Annotated in this window: 17 protein-coding genes; 10 read left to right on the plus strand and 7 right to left on the minus strand. The window is 51.0% G+C overall.

Annotation, left to right across the window (positions count from 1 at the left end; genetic code table 11):
- Positions 1–35: 35 nt before the first annotated feature.
- Positions 36–2,504, minus strand: coding sequence for a DEAD/DEAH box helicase (locus DNK57_RS08100; protein ID WP_192962466.1), 2,469 nt, complete (start codon positions 2,502–2,504; stop codon positions 36–38).
- Between the two features lie 155 nt (positions 2,505–2,659).
- Here DNK57_RS08100 and DNK57_RS08105 point away from each other — a divergent pair, with 155 nt between their 5' ends.
- The 3 genes from DNK57_RS08105 to DNK57_RS08115 all read left to right on the plus strand — a co-directional run bounded on the left by DNK57_RS08105 (position 2,660) and on the right by DNK57_RS08115 (position 5,672).
- Positions 2,660–3,253, plus strand: a complete 594-nt coding sequence (locus DNK57_RS08105; RefSeq protein ID WP_192962467.1) for a DJ-1/PfpI family protein — start codon at positions 2,660–2,662, stop codon at positions 3,251–3,253.
- Positions 3,250–3,750 (plus strand): thermonuclease family protein, encoded by a 501-nt coding sequence (locus tag DNK57_RS08110; protein ID WP_192962468.1) that lies wholly within the window; start codon positions 3,250–3,252, stop codon positions 3,748–3,750. The genes DNK57_RS08105 and DNK57_RS08110 overlap by 4 nt, the downstream gene beginning before the upstream one ends.
- An 80-nt stretch (positions 3,751–3,830) precedes the next feature.
- Positions 3,831–5,672 (plus strand): ATP-binding protein, encoded by a 1,842-nt coding sequence (locus DNK57_RS08115; RefSeq protein ID WP_192962469.1) that lies wholly within the window; start codon positions 3,831–3,833, stop codon positions 5,670–5,672.
- A gap of 53 nt (positions 5,673–5,725) precedes the next feature.
- Here the strand turns inward: DNK57_RS08115 and DNK57_RS08120 are convergent, their stop codons facing one another.
- Complete coding sequence (locus DNK57_RS08120) at positions 5,726–7,474, minus strand: hypothetical protein (RefSeq protein WP_192962470.1); 1,749 nt, start codon at positions 7,472–7,474, stop codon at positions 5,726–5,728.
- A gap of 49 nt (positions 7,475–7,523) precedes the next feature.
- Here DNK57_RS08120 and DNK57_RS08125 point away from each other — a divergent pair, with 49 nt between their 5' ends.
- Together DNK57_RS08125 and DNK57_RS08130 are read left to right on the plus strand one after the other, a co-directional pair.
- Positions 7,524–9,728, plus strand: a complete 2,205-nt coding sequence (locus DNK57_RS08125) for an MrcB family domain-containing protein (protein ID WP_226891219.1) — start codon at positions 7,524–7,526, stop codon at positions 9,726–9,728.
- 9 nt (positions 9,729–9,737) lie between these two features.
- A complete protein-coding gene (locus DNK57_RS08130; protein ID WP_192962471.1) occupies positions 9,738–11,441 on the plus strand; it encodes a DUF2357 domain-containing protein in 1,704 nt (567 codons plus the stop codon).
- Positions 11,442–11,540: 99 nt separating this feature from the next.
- Here the strand turns inward: DNK57_RS08130 and DNK57_RS08135 are convergent, their stop codons facing one another.
- Positions 11,541–11,888, minus strand: a complete 348-nt coding sequence (locus DNK57_RS08135; RefSeq protein ID WP_115892323.1) for a roadblock/LC7 domain-containing protein — start codon at positions 11,886–11,888, stop codon at positions 11,541–11,543.
- A gap of 12 nt (positions 11,889–11,900) precedes the next feature.
- A complete protein-coding gene (locus DNK57_RS08140) occupies positions 11,901–12,926 on the minus strand; it encodes a H(2)-dependent methylenetetrahydromethanopterin dehydrogenase-related protein (RefSeq protein ID WP_192962472.1) in 1,026 nt (341 codons plus the stop codon).
- A gap of 232 nt (positions 12,927–13,158) precedes the next feature.
- On the opposite strand from DNK57_RS08140, the gene DNK57_RS08145 reads away from it, so the two are divergent.
- Positions 13,159–13,929: a potassium channel family protein gene (locus tag DNK57_RS08145; protein WP_192962473.1), complete on the plus strand. Its 771-nt coding sequence runs from the start codon at positions 13,159–13,161 to the stop codon at positions 13,927–13,929.
- Positions 13,930–13,931: 2 nt separating this feature from the next.
- Here the strand turns inward: DNK57_RS08145 and DNK57_RS08150 are convergent, their stop codons facing one another.
- Entirely contained in the window at positions 13,932–14,576 is a 645-nt protein-coding gene (locus DNK57_RS08150) for a heavy metal-binding domain-containing protein (RefSeq protein ID WP_245942831.1), read from the minus strand.
- 60 nt (positions 14,577–14,636) lie between these two features.
- Positions 14,637–14,969 carry a YbjQ family protein gene (locus tag DNK57_RS08155; RefSeq protein WP_115892527.1) on the minus strand — a complete coding sequence of 111 codons (333 nt, stop codon included), beginning with the start codon at positions 14,967–14,969 and terminating at the stop codon, positions 14,637–14,639.
- A 493-nt stretch (positions 14,970–15,462) separates the two neighbouring features.
- Here DNK57_RS08155 and DNK57_RS08160 point away from each other — a divergent pair, with 493 nt between their 5' ends.
- Complete coding sequence (locus DNK57_RS08160; RefSeq protein WP_320056900.1) at positions 15,463–15,828, plus strand: PsbP-related protein; 366 nt, start codon at positions 15,463–15,465, stop codon at positions 15,826–15,828.
- Between the two features lie 28 nt (positions 15,829–15,856).
- Positions 15,857–16,321, plus strand: coding sequence for a hypothetical protein (locus DNK57_RS08165; RefSeq protein ID WP_192962474.1), 465 nt, complete (start codon positions 15,857–15,859; stop codon positions 16,319–16,321).
- A 27-nt stretch (positions 16,322–16,348) separates the two neighbouring features.
- On the opposite strand, the gene DNK57_RS08170 is transcribed toward DNK57_RS08165, so the two are convergent.
- A complete protein-coding gene (locus tag DNK57_RS08170) occupies positions 16,349–19,798 on the minus strand; it encodes a UvrD-helicase domain-containing protein (RefSeq protein WP_192962475.1) in 3,450 nt (1,149 codons plus the stop codon).
- A gap of 72 nt (positions 19,799–19,870) precedes the next feature.
- Here DNK57_RS08170 and DNK57_RS08175 point away from each other — a divergent pair, with 72 nt between their 5' ends.
- Both DNK57_RS08175 and DNK57_RS08180 read left to right on the plus strand, forming a co-directional pair.
- Positions 19,871–20,068: a hypothetical protein gene (locus DNK57_RS08175; protein WP_192962476.1), complete on the plus strand. Its 198-nt coding sequence runs from the start codon at positions 19,871–19,873 to the stop codon at positions 20,066–20,068.
- A 171-nt stretch (positions 20,069–20,239) separates the two neighbouring features.
- Complete coding sequence (locus tag DNK57_RS08180) at positions 20,240–20,491, plus strand: hypothetical protein (RefSeq protein ID WP_192962477.1); 252 nt, start codon at positions 20,240–20,242, stop codon at positions 20,489–20,491.
- Positions 20,492–20,495: the final 4 nt, after the last annotated feature.

Raw genomic sequence — 20,495 nt, forward strand, 5'->3', positions numbered from 1 at the left:
GACTATACCTCCAGCATCATTTTCAAGCCCTCGGACTATGAGCCGTTCACGGCCCTCTCATGGAAGTATGCCGCCATCTCAACCTCGCCCTGCCTCCTGAGGATTGCCCCCATAAGGTAGCACGCCCCTGGATTCCCGGGGTCCCTCTCAAGGATCTCATGCAGCCTGAGCTTGGCATCCAGGAGCTTGCCCTCACTGCAGAGCTCCTCAACCTCGGCCAGGACGTCCCCATCAACCTCCCTGGCCTCCCTCACCTCACCTGATGTCAGCTCCATGAGGCGCTCCAGTATCATCACCGTGGCGTCCCTGTGCAGGGGTGAGTTCTCGTTTCCGCAGCGGGGTGAATAGATGCAGGATGGGCAGCCGTCGGTGCAGCTACAGGATGATACAAGTTCAAGGGTCGACGCCAGGAGGTCCCCGAAGACCTCAACACCCTTCTCAGCAAGTCCGATTCCACCCTCAAATCCATCATATATGAATATTGTGGCCTCCTGTGTGTCAGGGTGCATGGGCGTCGATATCCCCCCGATGTCGCTCCTGTCGCAGAGGACGTGGAGGGGGAAGAGGGATATCAGGGCGTGTTCAGCGCCATGGATGCCCCCATCGAAGGCATCATCCCCGTACCTATCCTCAACCTCATCCTTCAGGGATTCAGGGATGGTGAACCAGAGGGCCCTGGTCCTGAACCTGAGGGGTGGGAGGTCAAGTTCCCCTCTACCAAGGACCCTGCTGTAGACCATCACCCTGTAGCCAGTGTAGTGCTCGGTCACCTCCACCTCACCGAAGTTAACCTCAAGGTCACCCAGCCTCCTCCTCCTGAGTTTCCCCATAACCCTGAGCTCGCTGTCCCTGAGTACGCTGGTATGGTACTCCACGTCCCTCCTCTCAACCGTTATCCTCCTGGCCTCAAGGTCGAAGTCCCTTACAGTGTAGGTGTTACCGTGGTTCATCAGCACAGCCCCCTCATGGGCCTCCCTGTATGCCTGGGAGCGGCTCATGGTCTCAAGGACTCGGCCCTCACAGATGACCGTGAAGGTGTCCTGGGAGACGTCAACCAGGCCGTGCCTGAACTGGGGGTCGCCGCTGCAGGTGAGGCCGTCTGATGAGAGTTCAAGCTCCCCATCAGCCAGCATCTCCCCTGCAACACCCACACTGAAGTCGTATTCCAGGAAGTCGTCCAGTGTTAGGGGCAGCTCGGATGCCGCGCATGCAGTCTGGTTCCTCAGTATCAGCCTGTTCTGGAGGTCTATTATGGCATTCTCATGGGCCCTCTCAAATATGAATGAGGGGTTCTTCATTATGTACTGGTCCAGGGGGTTCTCAAAGGCCACCAGGACCACCATGGAGTCCTTAAGGTTCCTCCCCGCCCTGCCGGCCTGCTGCCATGTTGATATCATGGTCCCCGGGTACCCTGATATTATGACAGCGTCCAGTGAACCGATGTCTATGCCGAGCTCCAGGGCATTGGTTGCAGTGACACCCAGGAGCCTCCCCTCCTTGAGATCGGCCTCTATCCTCCTCCTCTGCTCTGCAAGGTAACCGGCCCTGTAGGATGTCACCCTGTCAACGAGTTTACGGTTCTCCCTGTCAAGCTGCTGCCGGGTCCAGCGGGTTACAAGTTCAGCCATCTTCCGGGATACGGTGAAGCAGAGGGTTTGGACGCCCCTCAAAACAAGGTAGGTGAGTATGGCTGATGTTTCGAGGTGCGCAGATGGATCACCCCTCTTCATGTAGGGGTTGTAGAGGACGAAGTGCTTCGGCCCTGAGGGTGATGTGTCATCTGAGATCACCCTGAAGTCGAGGCCTGTAAGTTTACGTGAAAACTCGGCAGGGTTGGCCAGGGTTGCGCTTGCAAGGATGAACTGGGGGTCTGAGCCGTAGTAACTGCAGATCCTCCGCAGCCTCCTCAGGAGGAGGGCAACGTTGGAGCCGAAGACCCCCCTGTACTGGTGGGCCTCGTCGATAACCACGTAGCGCAGGTTACCGTAGAATCGCCTCCACTGGTGGTGCCAGGGGAGTATCCTGTGCAGCTGGTGGGGGTTGGTCAGTATCACCCTGGAGTTCTCCCTTATCCAGGGCCTCCTGTCCCTGGGAGTGTCACCATCATAGGTTGAGGGGTTCAACTGGAGTCCTAGGCATGACTCCATCTCCTCCAGGACCCGGAGCTGGTCCCTTGAGAGGGCCTTGGCAGGGTAAATGTAGAGGGCCGTTGCCTCAGGGTTGAGGGTGAGGGTCTCCATGATGGGGAGGTTGAAGGCCAGTGTCTTCCCTGAAGCCGTGGGGGTTGTTATGAGGATGTTACCGCCCTCCCTTACGGCTTCGAGGGCCTCCCTCTGGTGGCGGTAGAGCCTTATACCATGTGTATCCAGGTAGTCCCTGATGTTATCCGGGAGGTCATCCGGGTCAGAGTACCTGGCTTCACGGCCCGGGATGGTCTCCACGTGTTCTATGGCGTCCCTGAACCGCCAGTCCTTCCTGAACCTCTCAAGAACCCTTTTAACCATGAAAATGAATTATGGTTTAATCTTATTTAATGGTTGTCCAGGGGTGCAGAATAACCGTTTATTTAACCTCCAGACTGGCCAGACGGATCCCGGGCGTTACACTTTTCCTTCTGATGGAACATAATATAATACAGTGTAGATGAGGGGGTGTAACTTTGAGGAGATATGTGGCTGTGGCCATCATCGTTGCCGTCCTGGTCCTGGCAGCGGCCCTGTTTTCATGGAACGGGACCCCTGTGGAGGGCCATGTGGCCCTCGTGGTCTTCGAGGACTACAATCAGCATGAATTTGAAACCCTACGCTCCACGGCCACCGATGTCACCGTGGTGGGTGCGGGTAACCTGACATCTGGCTACGATGTCCGCATTGAGGATGTGAAGCCATCCGATATCCTGGGCTACGATGCAGTCATATTCATAGGTGGAAGCGGCCTCTACAGGAGGGTGGAGTCTGGGCGGATGGACAGGGACCTTGAGATGGCAGCCGGGCTCGCAGAATCAGCCAGCAGGAGTGGTAGGATCATAGGCGCCATATGCGCTGCGCCGGCCATACCAGCCATGGCCGGAATCCTGAGGGGCCAGAATGCGACCATATACCCTGGACTTGAGGGTGTGCTCTCAGAGAACGGAGCCAGATACGTGAAGGCCGACGTCGTGGTTTCAGGGAGGATTGTAACGGCACCCACCCCTGAATCCGCCGGAAAACTTAGGGATACCATCAGGGAGATGATCAGGAAGGGATATTCATGAAGAGGTATATTGTAATTGTGATGCTTGCCCTGATGGTTGCGGGCTGCGTCTCAGAGGATGGTAACTACACCAGCGAGGGTTTACAGGACAGTAATCCTGATAGTTCTGTTAATGATGCCGGCGATTCCCAGGGTGAGGTTAACGGTACCGCTGAGAAGGAATCCAGCTATGAGGCATCAGGCTACTGCTACCACGTGGTTGACGGTGACACCATAGATGTTGAGGGTGTTGGGAGGATCCGGCTTGTGGGGGTTAACACCCCTGAGCGTGGGGAACCAGGCTACAGGGAGGCCACGGATTTCGTGAAGTCCATGTGCCTTGGAAGAACCGTCCAGCTGGACATCGATGATGCTAAGAGAAATGATAAGTATGGGAGGGTGCTTGCAGTTGTCTATGTCGACGGGGTGAACCTCAACAGGGAGCTCCTCAGGCGTGGTTATGCGGAGGTCATGTACATACCACCCTCTGAGTTTAATCCCTACGGGTGGACTAGTTAATTCTCAGGAGTTCTGAGAACAGAGTATATAATCATAAATACACTATCTAGAATAGGACTACCCTAACGTGGGGGATTATCATGAAGATTTCAAAAATTCTACTTGAAAATTTCAGAGCTTTTAGATCTTCCGAAATTGATGTCAGAAATCTTAATGTTTTTCTTGGTAAAAATGATCAAGGCAAGTCATCAATACTTGAAGCCATGGATATATTTTTTAATGATGGTAAAGGGACTGTCAAAGTGACAGATGATGACTTAAATAAGATGGCTCTCTCTGGAGGAGTCAGTGAATTTGCTATTGGTATTCAATTTGAGAATTTTCCAGATCCTATCATTATCGATGAAACAAATGAAACATCTCTAAAAAAAGAATGCTTGTTGAATAAGCAAGAGAAACTGGAGATCTGGAAACTATTTAAAAAGGGAAGATTGTCATCTGTGCAAATAAAGTGTTTTCATCCTTGCAATGACGATTTTCTTAGGTTTATGCTAACAAAAAACGTAAATGAACTTAGAGCGTTTGTTGATGAAAATAACATTCATGTAGAAGACAGAAGAAAAGCTGCTGAAATGAGGAGAGCTATAAGAACTCACTATAAAGAGAGAGATGGAAGTTTAGATCTCCAAGAAGTAAAAATCCCTATCAACGATGGAGATCTTAAAAAAATCTGGGATAAAATTAAGATATACATGCCTGTCTTTACATTGGTTTCAGCAGATAGGGAAAATCTAGACACTGATTCTGATTTTCAGAATCCTTTGAAAAACAGAATAAAAGAGATTTTCCAAGGCGAAGAGGAAATTCTAGAGAAATTGAATTCTGTTTCAGAGAAAGTTTATAGCGAGATCATGATATTCGCTGAGAGGACCATTGAAGAGTTCAATATCTTGATGGGAGATAAAATAAATATTAAACCGTCGATACCAGCCACAAGTGATTTAAAGTGGTATAATGTTTATAAAAAAATTGGATTTGAAACTGAAGACAGTATACCTATGAATCAAAGAGGAAGCGGTTTCAGGAGACTAATTCTCTTAGCTTCTATTTTTGCAAGAACTAAAGAAGATTTAAACGATAATGTGGATGTAGTTTATGCAATCGAAGAACCGGAATCCTCTCTACATCCAAGCTGGCAGAAAAAACTTGCAGATGCTCTTATTGAATTATCAGAAAAAGAAAAATATCAGACATTTTTAACTAGCCATAGCCCTGCTATGATACGAATTTTTAACACTTCCAGCATAAAATATGTTGAAAAAGAAAATGGTGAATCCAGAGTTTATGATTTCAATGAGGACATCGCGACAAAGATAATAGAAACTATGGGCCTTCTTCCCAATATAGGTAAAGTTGTTGTATGTGTTGAAGGAAATAACGACATAAACTTCTTATTGAATATTAATCAGAATATTGAAGAACTAAAAGAAATCATAGATCTAAAAAAAGAGATGGAATCAGGAATTCTAACGATTATGCCAATGCATGGAGGTAACCTAAAGGATTTTATCGCCAAGCATTATCTAAAAAATACAAATGTCCTTGAATTCCATTTATATGACAAAGACGATGGGAGCTACTTTGAAGACATTGAAAAGGTCAGACAAAGAAAAGATGGATCCTATGGAACACTTACAAGTTTACGAGAGATAGAGAACTATTCGCCTCCTGAAGTGCTTGAAGAATGCTTTAATGTCAAATTGGCCTCTGAAATGTCTTCTATAGAAGATTGGGGAGAAAAAAACATTCCAAAACTGATAGAAGAAAAGGTAAAGATGAAGGAAAGCATAGTGAAAAAGAAGATCTGTAATGATTGTTCTAAAAAGATTACAAAAGATCATCTTATGGAAATGGGAACTTGGAACGAAGTTAAAGGATGGTTCGAAAAGATAAAGGAAATGGTTGAGAGATGCTATGAATAATATGCTTTGTTTGATAAAGTAGGACTCTCATTATCATAGCCCACGAATAAACTTTAATCCCACCCCTCAATGATCCTCTCTTTCAGTACGCGGAACTCCCCGTCCTCAAGCAACCTTCCATCCTTTACCATGTGCCCCCTGAGGGCCCTCAGAATGAAGGATACCACAGCATGACCTATCATGTCACCCTTAAGACCATATGGGGGCTTGGAGAGGAATTTCATCTCATCCACCGGATCAAAGTCGCCCCTTGAAAATTTTTCAACTGTCACATCCATCATGGTCTTAACTGGGTGGTAGACATCTGGAAGGAGGTTAAGGTTCTCATCAACTATCCAGTCACCCCCGGGGCCCCTGAGGATGTGGGCGATGAACCGTAATAATCCACTCCCTGTTTTCTTTTTGAACTCTTCAAGATTCTCAGAGAAGAATATTTCAAAGACCTTCGGGTAATTTCCAGTCTTCCAGAGGTTTCTGTTTCCACGTATCACAGGGAGGTTCTCAGGGCCAGAGTGGAAGATCCTCCTTGAAAGCTCACTGTTTATCAGCTCGCTGAGACCATAAAGCCTATCCCCCCTCCCTGATTCACCATTGAGGTACCACTGGAAACCTGATGCCATCAGATCCCCGACCCACGCCGACACCATCCTCCCTGCAGCATCACTGTGCTCAGGGTCATCTGAACTCAGCGCAAGGGTCATGTGGTCGAGGAGGATCTCATAGTCCTCAGCAGCCATTGAGGCGTCAGGGAATACCATGAGAACGTTATCAGGTCCTTGGAGGGTCGGGGCGGGCATCCCCTCATGGGTTCTAAGTATGAGGGCCACAAGGATATCTGATCCTCTGCCATGGAAGTCATCAGCTGAGACCTCAGGATTCAGTGTGGAAGCATACCCTATCCGGAGCTCCCTGAGTGAGGAACCCCTCAGGAACCCCTCAAGGTCATCCCTTCTTTCACCAAAAAGTTTATCAGGTTCATTTATTATTAATTCTCCCAGTCTATCCCTGAATTCCAGATCTTCAGAGCCCAAGTGAGGCCTTTCATCGATCTTAACCCTGAATGAGGAGATATAGCTGTCAAGTATCTCATCCGAGGATGTATCATCAAGATGGATGACACCGTCGTCCAGGGTGATTGATGGGGACTCCTGCAGTTTAACTGCGATTGATTCCATGGTGGTCCCGAAAAGTCTGAGGGGGCCCCCCGGGCATTCATCACCGTAAAGGTATTCCAGTCCAATCTCCCGGGAACCGATATCCTCTGCAAGCCTGTAGAGGGAGTAGGCCACCACATGGTGGTCCAGGTCATCCAGATGTATCCTTTTAACCAATGAGCTCCGTCCCCTCTTCCTCATGGATACGATGGCACCCAGACGCGAGTTATCAAACATGTTGATGAGGGCTGAGACAGGATTTTCCACTGTGGAGTCCTTAATATCACCGAGATCCGGCCTTATGGCCTCCATGATCCCCTTCTTATCGAGGTACTCATCGAATCCCACATTGTCACAGAAGAGATTAACGATGGGGGATCCATGGTACATGCTGACCCAGAGGATCTGCCATGCTGCCACGGGTTCCATGAAGTAGAGGTCCCTGATCCTGCCAAAGAGTGGGGTTACTTTTTCCTTAACAATGAGACCTGCATCGGCCAGCCAGGACCCGACGGCCTTCACCTGTACCGGACCCAGATTGTTCCTTTCATGCCATCTTTCCTCATGGGTGAAGATTAATGGCATCCATTCATCCCTGAGGCCAAAGGTGGAGTACCTGTCAATTCCATTTAACTTTCTGGCTCTCATCATAAACTAAATATTGAGATGGGGATAAATAAGGCTGTGGGGTGTGAACTTGATCAGATACGTTAATCTCAGAATAATATCAGACAGGGATGAGATAGAATCTCAGCAGAAAAGGCTGGAAAATATTCTGAAGGAGAGAGCAGATAAGGTCGTTGAGGGGGGTGCCGGTTTTCAGGGGGGTGAGGAGAAGGGTAAGGTATACTGGATGTCTGACCTTGGCATATGGTACATGACCCGATTCATAGAGGGGAGCAGGTACTGGAATGGCTTCGGGACAGAGGAGCCAGAGGAGGGCGGTAACAGGACAATCGTGTGTGAGATAAACTTTCCCCCGGAGGGTATAAACCGTAGGGTTGGGGCTGCTATAGCGCGTGATCCCACAGGAAACTACTATGTGGTGCACAGGGGCAAACTAGGTGGGAATTACAGTAAAAGAATATTTGAGGAGAACTACCACGGTGAATGGACAACAGTCATTGACGGTGATCGGCAAGAAAAGGTTGTGGTCATAGGAAAAATTGATGAGACAATCCCTGAGAAAATAAGGAACTTTGTATATGAGGTCCAGAGGATAAAGGGCATGAAAAGCAATTTTAAGCTGAGGGAGAAACTTCAAAAGGTTCTGGATGAGTATGCAAATGCAAGAAAAGAAGAGTTTAGTGGCCATCCCCTCGCTGGATTCATACGCACGGAGATCCCTGACGAACTCAAAAAGATAGTCCCAGCAGATTATATAATAAAGGGATCAGCTGGACAGGGAAACTGGGCAAGGATACCCTGGATTGCCCTAATGGACCCTGAAGTGACCGAAACCACTCAAAAAGGATTCTACATAGTATATCTCTTTAATGAAAACTTGAAAGGTGTGTATCTATCCCTCCATCAGGGAGTAACAGAAATTAGGGATGAATATAACAATGATGCAGAAAACATATTGAAAAATCGTGCAGAAACTCTAAGATCCTATATAACCGATAAAAATTACCTGAATGAAATCTCATTGAGCGCTACAGGGTATGGGCCTCTATATGAAGCAGGAAACATCATAGCAAAATATTACCCATCCGGTGGACTGCCAGACGATGATGAACTAAAATCTGACCTTGAAGAATTTCTGAATATTTACAGTGAACTTAAAGCAGTCTATAGGAACATCCCCCTAGAAAAAGGGAGAGATCACCAGAGAAAACTTAAGGCCATTGACGTTCCAGGAAACAATAGACGGGGAAAAGGATCAAACTTTTACCAGTACTTAAAAGTGAGGGATTATCACTTCAGACCGGAACTCGTTGAGAACTTCCTCCTCTCCCTCAAGGTCAAGCCCTTCGTGATACTGACCGGTAACTCGGGTACAGGTAAGACAAAGCTTGCACAGCTCTACGGCAGTTACATCTCCACAGAGAATGACAAAAGGTACCTGGTCGTCCCGGTGGGTGCCAACTGGACCGAGACGAGGCACATCTTCGGCTACCTCAACATAATGACGGGGGAATACCAGAGCACCCCCGCCCTGGACTTCATCATGAGGGCCTCCAGGGACCCTGACAACCCCTACATCCTGATACTCGATGAGATGAACCTATCACACGTTGAACGCTACTTCTCTGACTTCCTCTCAGCCATGGAGAGCGGCGAACCAGTACCACTCCATGATGACCCCAACTCTGAGTTCCCATCCATGATAGAGATACCCGAGAACCTCAGGGTCGTGGGAACAGTCAACGTGGATGAGACCACCTACATGTTCTCACCGAAGGTCCTTGACCGGGCAAACACCATAGAATTCGAAACCCTCAGGCCAGGGGAGTATCTTAACGGCACCCCCCACGACCAGGGCCCAGCAGGGGACACAGAATTCCTTGAAGATATCATGGAGTACAACCATGAGAACCTAGAGGACGACCTCCATATGATATGGGATGAACTTGTGGCTGAACTTGACTTCTTCCATGAAACCCTCACAGCCCCGGGATTCGACTTCGGCTTCAGGGTGACAGATGAGATCCTCAGATTCATGCATGCAGCCTGGATCTACGAGAAAAGACCCCGGGAATGGGAAAACTGGGAGCGCTACCTTGACGCCCAGATCAAACAGAAGATCCTCCCCAAGATCCACGGCCCCGAAAGACTCCTCAGGGATACGCTGGAGGAACTCAGGGAACACTGCAGGGACAGGTTCCCTGAATCAGAGAAGAAGCTTGAGGAGATGCAGAACACCCTGAAAACCCAGCGCTACGTCTCCTTCATCAGGTAGTGATCACCGATGGATCAGGAGATAATCATAGAATTCAGGGCAGGGAGACTGAGGATAAATGGGGGTCCAGCCCCCATGGAGGTACCCCCCAGGACAGTGGAGGTCAGCGGCTACCCTGTGAGGCTCATAAATGTCCCCATGGTTGACAGGCCCGGGCTGAACCCCATCGAACACTGCCCCTACTACGACAACCTCAGTGAGATAATGCTCCTGGAGGAGACAGAATACCAGGTACTCTTCGAAGTTGAAGGACCCCTCAAGGATGTGAAGGTCCTCCCCCATGCAGATGAACTCTTCAGGAGGATACGATTCAAATTCAGGGACAGGGTGGCGGGTATACTCAACTTCAGGAGCTACGCCGGCAAATCCTTCCTCGACATCGAGACACCCGGGGGCCATGAATCCATACCCATCGAGGTGAGGTCAAAGAAGATAGACTACCATGAACAGTACCCTGCAATGCTGGCAGACCTCTCAGAGGAGATCACATCCATCATCCTCGAGGCTGACTCCTCCATATTCCAGACCTTCACCCCCTCAGGTGAGGATGACAGGACACTCTACGAGGACTTTCTTTTACTGGAGTACCTCTTCAGACCCGAAAACCTCCCGGCTGCAGCTGAACGCATAAATCACAGCTTCTATTCCGGACTTAAACGTGAGGTCCAGGTTGTACCCGCAGGCCTAGCCTCAGTGGTGGACCCCAACGGACTGGTGGATGTACTCTCAGACCCGGCCAGCATGGATGCAGATGGGAACATAAGGAACCTCCCGCAGCTGAACCTGCGGGAGACGCCTGACACTCCAGAGAACCGCTTCTACAGGTACTTCCTGGAATCACTGGAGGACAGGATACTCTCGCTCCATGAATCAGCCCCCGAGGGTTACATCAGGGACTCCCTGGAGGGATTCCTGGATGAGGTGAACCTCCTCCTCTCTGCAGGGTGGCTGATGGATGTTGGTGAACTCCAGGTCCTCCCCCTGAACTCACAGGTACTCCAGAAGAGGGAGGGCTACAGGGACGTTCTCAGGTACTTCTTCATCCTTGACCTCGCACTCAGGTTCACCTGGGAGGAGCTTGAGGACAGTATCAGGGGATTTGAGAGGAGGCTCAGTGAACTCTATGAGTACTGGTGCTACTTCAGGATCCTCAGGATCCTGGAGGACATAACCGGGGATAGAGTTAACCCCCGGGACATATTCGTCAGGGATTGCTGGAGGGTCCGTCTGAGGACCGGGAACTCCATACTCAGGTTCAGCATGGATGACACCGAGATAGCCCTCTCCTACAATGGAAGGTTCGCCGGGGACACCCCCTGCAGGTCCTATTCACTCCCCTTCAAACCTGACTACTCCATACTCGTGGCTGTGGATGAGTGCACCTGCTTCATACACCTGGATGCAAAGTACCGGTCCACTGTGAGGCCAGATGACCTCTATGAGAGTATCGACATGAGGGACTCTGAGGAGGAACTTGAGAGGAGGTTCAGGGATGGTGATGTTTACAAGATGCACAGCTACAAGGATGCCATACTGCGCAGTGTGGGGGCCTACATACTCTACCCCGGGGATGAGGATGTTTTATTCAGTGAGGGAGGCGGTGAGGTGCCATCGGTTGGTGCATTTCCACTGAGGCCCGGCAAATCCCATGTGGATGAGAGGAGACTGCGTGACTTTATAGAGAGGGCTATTCTGAATATAATCGAAGGGTAATAACCTTTTATACATGGAATCCCCCCAGAGAACTCACCGGGAGATCAGGAATTTAGAAGAAAGAATCAGCGCAGAACTTCTCCACATCAAAAAAAGAATTTACCCGAGAAGGTCACTGACCCTCTCGGAGCTCCTCTTCATCTCTATCCTTATCATACCCAGGTTCACATCAACATCCGTTATGACAACGAGGATCCCCTCCCCTGCATCTATCATGAGGGTCTTACCACGTTTACCCTCAATCATGACCTGCTCGAGGGGCTCATGTTTTATCTCCTCGGCTGACCTCTCGGCTGTACCGAAGACCGCTGATGCCATGGCAGCCACGAGTTCAGCGTCAATGTCACCCGGGACTTCACTCTCTATTATGAGACCATCCTTACCCACAACAAGTGAGCCGTTAACACCGTTGATCCTTCCAAGGTCCTTCAGTATCCTCCCTATCAAATCCTGAACCCCCTATTCAAACATCTTCCTCATGCATTTCCTTATGGTACCCTCAGCTGCACGGTCACCCATAACGGTCTTCAGTTCACCTGTAAGGGCCTGTGCAGCCACCAGGTCAGTGTGTTTAACCTCTGCACCCTCAATCCACTTCATGACGTCATCGTTGAGGTCTGAGATCTTCTTGAGGGCTGCGTCGAGTTCCTCCTGCTCATCCAGCAGGTGCATCGACCTTGCACTTTTTACGAGCAGCTCAGGGTTGATGGCGGCTGCCATCCCGTCAACACCTGATGTCTCAACCAGGGACGCCATTGTCTGGAGTGTCATGAGTATCTGCTTCTCAACCATCTCCTCGGGGGCCTTTATGATCTGTGTACCCACATAGTAGTAGTCCAGTACACCTGCAAGTGCCACCGCTGTGACCAGTGACCCCATATCAGCCACCGCTGAGGTCACATCTGCGGGTACAATGTAGGCCTTCTTGCCTGTGCTCTCTGCCAGTTCAGCACACCTTGATACCTGTTCATCGGTTGCCATGTCCAGTTCAGCTGTGGGTCTCCCGCCGATGACGTAGTGGCCATGCTGTGGTGTCCCTGGCACGGCTGCCGGGTGCATGGAGGATACCCCCACGTCGGTCCTCTCCAGTTTGAGTTCCTTCTCGAGGACGTAGTAGAGGACCACCGGTGATACCGTGCATGTGTTGGCTATGACTGAGCCCTCAGGGAGTTCAGGGAGTATCTCCCTGGCTATACTGAAGGTCCCCTTACCGAAGGGGGTGAAGAGCACTGCCACTTCAGCCTCACTGGCGGCCTCCTTATCGTTATCTGTTACCGTTACACCGGCCTCCTCGACCATGCTCCACTGCTCATCGTCCAGGACTTCCCTTGAAGGTTCCGCCAGTATAACATCATGTCCGGCCATTGCAAACTCCATGGCCATCCTGCTTCCACCGTAGGGTGCCTCCCCACCATACCTTTCAGGGAGGTTCAGTTCATCGGTATATAACTTCTGATTACCAGCACCGTAGACTGTCACCTTCATTGCTATCACTCTTTTCACATTGGAAATCTACAGAAGAAAAGTTTAGTTCTGAAGCCTCACCCTATTAAAGTTTTTTCCTGATTGGGGATTTTATGGGCCCTGTTATTAACTTCAGGGCCCCTTGAATGCTTCTAGTGTCTGAAAATATTTCAGGCCATCATGGGGTGGTTATAAATAATCATCTCGACAGATAGTAATTCTGGGTCATGATTCCAGAGGTGGGGGTTTTGCCGTGAAAGATCTTCAGTCAGGGCTGAGGGTATTATTTGAGGTGGTATTCCTTGCTGTGCTGGGCCTCGATGGCTTCGCACTCTTCATAAGCGTATTCCTGCCGCTGCAGTCGGGCACCTTCCAGGCGGTGGTCCTCCTTGACCTTGCAGCCAGTGCAATGGTCTTGGTGGCCTACCTCACCCGGCCGGGGGTACGTGACAGGTGGAACGTCCCCCTCGTCGCCGCGCCCTTCTACTTCATAGGCGTGACCATCCTTGGCGCGCCCCAGCACTCACCCATACTTGCAGCCCTGAACCTGGTGAAGGTTGCTGGCATCCTCATGGCCGTCAGGGACCTTGCAGGTTCCGTGGGTGAGTTCATGAGGAGGAGCAGGCTCGGCTACGGGGTGGGACTCTTCATATCCGTGATATTCGTCTTCACCATACTCTTCTACATCGTCGAAAGCCCTGTCAATCCCCTGGTGGTGACCTATGAGGACTCCCTCTGGTATGTGCTGCAGACCATAACAACGGTGGGCTACGGGGACATAGTACCTGTAACCTCCCTGGGAAGGTTCACAGGTATGGTCATAATGTTCAGCGCCATCGCATCCACGAGCCTCATAACAGCCTCCGCCACATCCACACTCCTTGAGACCCTCAGGGGGGAGCAGGAGAGGATAGAATCAAGGAGGCGGGATGAGTTCAGGGAAATCGAGGCCAGAATCAGTGGAGTTGAGGAGAGGCTTGAGAGGATAGAGGAGATGCTGGGGGAACTCAGGAAAGGACCATGATACTATTCAATGGCTGTGCCGGTTGCAGTCACAGCCACGAGCTCACCGCCAATCACCGTAACCTTAACTTCGATGTCAACAACTCCCCTGCCACCCATGGACTCTGCATCTGAGAGCATCCTCTCAACCGCCAGCCTCCTGAGTCCATCGAGGTCCCCTGGATCCCCCACGGCCTCACCAGCAGCTATACCTATCCCCACCCCATGGGGCCCATACTCCAGGGCCACGGTACCATCTCCCCCTGATAAACGATCCCCCAAACCCTTACCCAGGAGTCCCAGGGCGTATGTGATGGCAGCTGCAAGGATGAAGTTCACGGTGGTGGGGAATGCTGCCTGGAATGCCATGAGGAGGCCCCCTACCGTGAAGACATTCCACTGGATGGGTTCGGCCGGGAACAGCCAGCCATAGATGTTCACGGCGAAGAATACCAGTATGGCGCTCAGGGCACCTGTGCTGGCCCCGTATTTTCTCCCGGCGACGTATGACTCCATGAAGCCCGCAAGGAGTGGTGATACTATGTACATTATGTTGAAACCGAATATGATAAGCTCTAACTTAACAGATACCGCCGCAGATGCGAGGCCCGCTGCAAGGCCTGCCAGCACAGCCAGTATGGCCCACCTGTAACTCCTCAACTCAGACACCCTCACTCCTCATCCTCAGATTCTGGCTCCATCCAGTTCATACATCCACCCGGACACCCCTCACTCCTCATCCTCAGTGGATACTGCCGTGCCTGTGGCTGATACGAGTATGGTGTTCCCCATGGTCCCCCCGAGGTTGTGGTAGTCCAGGCGCACCCCGATGATGGCGTCTGCACCGAGCCTCTCAGCTGCACTTGCCATGGAGGACAGTGCTAGCTCCCTGGCCCTTGCAAGTTCCCTCTCATAGGCCGAGGTCCTGCCACCCACAACGTCCCTGACACCCGAGAAGATGTCCTTGTATATGTTGGCGCCTATGAGGGCATCACCCGTAACTATACCATGGTACCTGGATATCCTCTTACCATCAATCGTCTGTGAAGTCAGCATCAGCATCCTGAAGTCCTCCACCCACCTCTATGTTTAAGGGGACCCATATATCTACCGGCCTCCGGGTCCATCAGCAGATAGGTGGGAGTTTAAAGATAGGGGTGATGCCACAACGAGATAAGTGGGAGTCCATGACCCTCCCCCTGTATGGGGGTCCCCATTTAGAATTTAATCCCCTCCCGAGGAATCATTAAACAGGTGCCCGAGCTAAATCTGGAGATGGATGATGCTCATTCTTCGAGATACTCATGAAGATTAGGAATAAATAAATAGAAGGTGGGGCAGATACATTACCGTTTTAATGGGGGGAATCTATATGAGAGAACTTATAGCTGTGGGGGTTCTGCTTCTGGCCGTTATGGTTTCAGGCTGCACAACAACCACTGAAACCGGTAACCGTGCCTGACATACCATACAGGACCTACTCTGACAGTGAAATTTCCTTCAGTACCCTGAATCCTGGACCTCTGAAAATCTAACCGTCCAGACACCAAATACCATTGCCGCCGTTGCGGATCCAGCATCTGTGGAGTCATCAGGGAACATCGTAACCCTTGTGATCATACAGAGCATTCCGCTGCCATCAGGTAAGACCCTTAAGGACGTCTATGACGAGACCTACAGGTCCTTTGAACAGGAGTCAGGGTATCAGCTCATATCCGAGAGAACACTGACCATCGATGGCGTTACAGCCTACGAAAACATACACAGGATAAATGTTGATGGTGTCACTAAACAGGAACGTGCAACATGGCTCGAGAAGAACGGTAAGATATACGTCATCCTCTGTGGAACATCACCTGAAAGGTTTGACACAGAGAACAGGAACTTCGACCTCATAACCTACTCATTCCAGGTGAAATGAAAAAACCTCATAACATGAAGGGGTAAAAATGAAAAAAACGGTATTCCTCATCATGATCTTTTCAGTTGCCGTTTCAGGATGCCTCGGCAACGGCTACAGGGTCTTTGAGAATCAGGAGATCATATTCCACTACCCTGCATCCTGGAGCCAGGTTTCCTTCATACACCCACCCGGTGACGTGGACACCTACTATGAATATGCCGTGACGGTGGCAGAACCAGGAGGAGGACTTGATACGGTGGCCACAGTTGAGAAGCTGAAGGCGAACCGCAGTTATCCCACCCCGGAGGGTGTGCCTGATAAAAGGAACATCAGCCTGAGGGGTTACCCTGGAGTTGAGTTCAGGTACCCTGAGAATGAGAGCATGGTGAGGGTTACCATTATAAGCACACCACGCGGACGCTATTGCCTGGTGTGCCGTGCAAGGAGTGAGGACTTTGAGGGTGAACTGGAGAACTTTGACCTCATAAAGTACTCCTTCAGGGTGAAGTAGGATCCACGCTACTGGAGGCGTGCAGCTCTAGCCATACCTTACCTCTCCAAACCTCTGGAGTATATCCATCTCCTCCTCACCTATCTCAGGGTCTCCCCTTAGTATCACGGGTATCTCGCTGAGGGGCTTTGCCCTTGTCACATCGTTTTTGAGTCTCTGGTACACCGCGTTTATGGCCCACCCATAGTCCATATCCCCTGAATCAGTAACCCAGAGGACGTCTATGTCAGCATTTCTCGCCCTCTTAGATTCCTCGTCCCACATGCTGATGAATAACCTGTCTTCCTGCCTCCATGAGTATTCCTCATCACCTATTATGCCCACAACCTCCCTTACTCCATCCTCAAGGAATTTTGAGTGGCCGCAGACACGGCAGACCACGAACTGGCCCTCCGGGGTGTGGATCTTTTTGGGTTTGAACAGGTCCCTCCCGCATATGAGGGTCTGATAATCCTCCTTAAGAGCCCTCTGAGCCTTTTTCAACCTCTCAATGGCCCTCCTGGCAGCTATCCTGACCCCCTCCCCAGGGTCATTGAGGGCCTCCCTCAGCACATCAAGGGCCACGGCATCCCCTGCCTCTCCAAGGTAATCAGCGGCCCGCGCCCTCACCTCAGGGTCATGGGAGTTTCTGAGGTACCCCATGATCCTCTCCATGGCCTCCACGTATCCATCCATGTCATGAGGGTCAAGGTCCATGAAGGCCCTCCTGAGGTCCTCTGCCTCACCACCGGCTCCTGCCTCCTGTCTTCCATTGATGTAGGTGCAGATGGAGCGGAATATGCAGAGACTGCAGAGATTGTTCTCCCTTGGAGGGAACTCCTCCCGCCTTATCCTCTCAGCCACGTCCTCAAGGAGCCCCTCGATGTCTGCTGCCGGTTCTATCAGGTGCCATTCTGAATCCTCAAAGGTGTAGGCCAGGAAGCCGTCGAAGTCAAGGTCCAGGGCGTGCCTGTACACTCCCAGCTGGAGTTCGATGTCCCTTGCATGGATGCCCGACCCTGACATTGACTTGAAGTCCACGAGCTCCAGGCCACCGTCATGGTTCCTTATGATGAGGTCTGTCTGACCAGTTATCATGAAGCCGTCCTTCATTATGCTGAAGGGCTTCTCTGCAGAGACTATCTCTAATGCGCGGCCCCTTATCTCCTCAAGGTAGCGTTTTAGTTTTGATATGAATGCCCTGAATCCATCAGGGGACATTTCGATGTCCCTGAGTGCATGTGATGCCAGTTCCTGAAGGTAATCATCTGTCACGGTCTCGCCACGCATCAGGCGCCTGTTTATCCTCCGGAGGCACTCATGGACCGCTATACCGTAGAGCTGGTCCCTGGTTGAGGGGACGTCGAATCCGTACTCATAGAGCAGCATGTACCTGAAGGGGCAGGTGAGGTAGGTGTTGAGCTCTGTGAAGCTGATCCTGAAGATCTCCCTGGTTTCAATGTCCTCAACCTGGCAGCTGTTCTTTATGATCTCTATCCTGGCATCCTCTGGGTCTATCCTCCCCAGCCTGTCACTGGTTATCCTTGAAGTTTTGATGAGATCCTCTATGAACTCCGAGTAACCGATCCGGCCCCTGTGGTTTTTGGTTGCTGATACTATGAGCATGTCCTGGGCCCGGGTCATCCCCACATAGAAGAGGCGCCTCTCCTCGATCTCATCAGTCCTCATGGTGCTCCTACGGAGTTCCTCGGGTAGTTCGAGTTCACTCCTCTCCCGGACCTTCCTGGGGAATTTCCCGTTGAATACAGAGCATATTATGACCACCGGGAACTCGAGGCCCTTGGCCCTGTGCATTGTCATTATGTTGACTGAGTAGGGGTTATCAAGGAGTATCTGGTCGTACTTTTTGATTCTACCCGACATGGCCATCCTTATGAACTCCATGAGGCCCTCCACGCCTGGCTCCAGGGATATGCGCTCGTAGTCCTTTATGAGTGAGCTGAACCTTGCCAGGTTGTAGAGCTTCTCCCTTGACTCATCATCACCCCTCTCAAGGAGCCTGTGGGGGTACTCTGTCAGTTCAAGGATCTCATAGTACCTCTCAAGTACTCCGAGGTCGCTGTCGATGAGTCTGTTGAGGGCCACAAGTTTCCTGATGTCATCGGGGTCTGTGAATCCTGCCTCCCTGAATTCCCTGTGCTCCCTGAGGCCCCTTAGCTCCTCCTCATCCATGTCCAGGATGAGGTTGACGCTGCCGGGGGTCAGGTCCATGAACTCGCCCTCAAGGTGTTCGTATTTCAGTTTTCTGACTATCTTCCTCCTCTCATTCCGGGTGTGGTGGAGGAGGTGTGTGATGCAGAGTATCTCCTCCCGGTCAAAGAAGCCTCCCTCACCGTATACATTGAAGGGTATCCCCTCCCTCCGGAGTTCATTCATTATCTCCACTGCATCGTGCTTCACGCTCCTGAATAGGAGGGTCACGTAGCCCTGGTGTGGTATTACGCCGCTGTCAACGAGGGCCCTTATTATTCCCACCACGTTGGATGGCTCATCCTGGTGGGTGGGGTTGTCCAGTATGAAGACCCTGTTCTCTGAGTCCCTGACCGGCCTTATGTCCTTGGGGTACTTCCGGTAGCCATCCATGAACCTCTGGGTGACGTCGACTATGCTGGGGACAGACCTGAAGTTCCTCTCAAGCATGACGAACTCTGCACCGTACTTCTTCTGGAAGCCCAGGAAGTTCTCGGGTGTGGATCCCCTGAAGCCGTAGATGCTCTGGTCTTCGTCTCCAACAGCGAAGAGGTTGCATTCCTCTCCCGCAAGTAGTTCAAGGAACCTCTCCTGTATCTGGTTGGTGTCCTGGTACTCGTCCACCATCAGGAACCTGTACCTTGACCTGAGGTCATCCAGCACCTTCCTGTCATTTTCAAGGAGCCGGACGACCCTCCACTGCATCCCTGCAAAGTCAAGGAGTCCAGTCTCATCCATGAGGTCGAGGTACCTCTGGTAGGCCTCTGCAGCGACCCTCTCCAGCCTCCCTGCACCTTTACTTCTATAGTGCTGGCTCAGGGTTTCAGGGTCGACCATGTTCTCCTGGCACTCGCTGAAGAAGGCCTGGATGAGGGGGAATCTCTCCCTCTGCAGATTGCTGAGCCCCAGCTGGTCCCTGTGCTCGTATATGAACATGAGCTGGTTCTCCTCATCCATGACATGGAAGTTTGAGCCGAGGGAGTGGTGGTCCGGGTACATGCGGAGTATGCGGTTGCAGAAGGAGTGTATGGTTGATATCTGCATCTCCTCAGCCCTTCCACCCACACGCTTGATTATCCTCTCCTTCAGTTCATCTGCAGCCTTCCTGGTGAAGGTTATTACGACCAGGGATGATGGTTCAACACCCCTCTCATCTATGAGGTGGGCGACCCTCTCCACTATGATCCTGGTCTTCCCTGCCCCGGGCCCTGCGACCACCAGGAGGGGACCTGTGAAGTGTTCAACTGCTCTGCGCTGTTCATCTGTGAGCTGAATCTCCCCTGTCATGAATGGCACCCCATAAATGTTATTCTATGGTTTCCATCCACTTTTATAGTTTTTCCATTGAATTCCCGTCCTGTGAATTTACTGTGCATAGATTCATTAAGGGTACAGGGACAGCTACAGAGAACCCTTAAATCATATAAACCACTGGAGGACGATTCTGTTAAGAGGACAGGAACAGCTACAGAGAACCTTAAAGCAGGTCCGGACCCAATCCTGGATTCAGGAAAGGAAAAGCCACATGCAGTGAGATTCTACTCCTCAGGCCATTGAATTGGCCTGCTGAGGTTCCCGCATGAGGACAGGAACTGATGACGGAAGCCATGGGAGGACGCCTGCGGTAGGGAGAAAGATGACCTCAATGGATTCAAAAAAACCATTCAAGGGTGTGAAAGAATGTGGTTTTTCCTGTGGCTATAAACGGGACGATAGCTGGACTCGAATTTGTTTCAAGAACTGAGGCCTGCAGGCGGCTCCAATGACAGGATCATAGGAGGTTATGCCATTGAGGCCATTCTGCATGAGAGGGTCAGATATGGTGCCATAGAGCAGGGTAGCTTCATTGAGGAGATAATGGGTGCAAGAGCTACCCATCCGCCGGTTACGGTACAGACCACAGGTACACCTCAGATCACATTACCGGTTCAGCCCTCACACACGGGGGTGAGGTGGTGCACTCTGTTTTCTTCAGACTGAGGAA

Origin of the sequence: Methanothermobacter thermautotrophicus (assembly GCF_014889545.1) — an archaeon.
Classification (GTDB): domain Archaea; phylum Methanobacteriota; class Methanobacteria; order Methanobacteriales; family Methanothermobacteraceae; genus Methanothermobacter; species Methanothermobacter thermautotrophicus_A.

Excerpts from the sequence above, each read along its gene's own strand:
- DNK57_RS08140 (WP_192962472.1), bottom strand. The coding sequence starts at position 12,926 with ATGAAGGTGACAGTCTACGGTGCTGGTAATCAGAAGTTATATACCGAT.
- DNK57_RS08100 (WP_192962466.1), bottom strand. The coding sequence starts at position 2,504 with ATGGTTAAAAGGGTTCTTGAGAGGTTCAGGAAGGACTGGCGGTTCAGG.
- DNK57_RS08130 (WP_192962471.1), top strand. The coding sequence starts at position 9,738 with ATGGATCAGGAGATAATCATAGAATTCAGGGCAGGGAGACTGAGGATA.
- DNK57_RS08115 (WP_192962469.1), top strand. The coding sequence starts at position 3,831 with ATGAAGATTTCAAAAATTCTACTTGAAAATTTCAGAGCTTTTAGATCT.
- DNK57_RS08165 (WP_192962474.1), top strand. The coding sequence starts at position 15,857 with ATGAAAAAAACGGTATTCCTCATCATGATCTTTTCAGTTGCCGTTTCA.
- DNK57_RS08120 (WP_192962470.1), bottom strand. The coding sequence starts at position 7,474 with ATGAGAGCCAGAAAGTTAAATGGAATTGACAGGTACTCCACCTTTGGC.
- DNK57_RS08110 (WP_192962468.1), top strand. The coding sequence starts at position 3,250 with ATGAAGAGGTATATTGTAATTGTGATGCTTGCCCTGATGGTTGCGGGC.
- DNK57_RS08170 (WP_192962475.1), bottom strand. The coding sequence starts at position 19,798 with ATGACAGGGGAGATTCAGCTCACAGATGAACAGCGCAGAGCAGTTGAA.
- DNK57_RS08155 (WP_115892527.1), bottom strand. The coding sequence starts at position 14,969 with ATGCTGATGCTGACTTCACAGACGATTGATGGTAAGAGGATATCCAGG.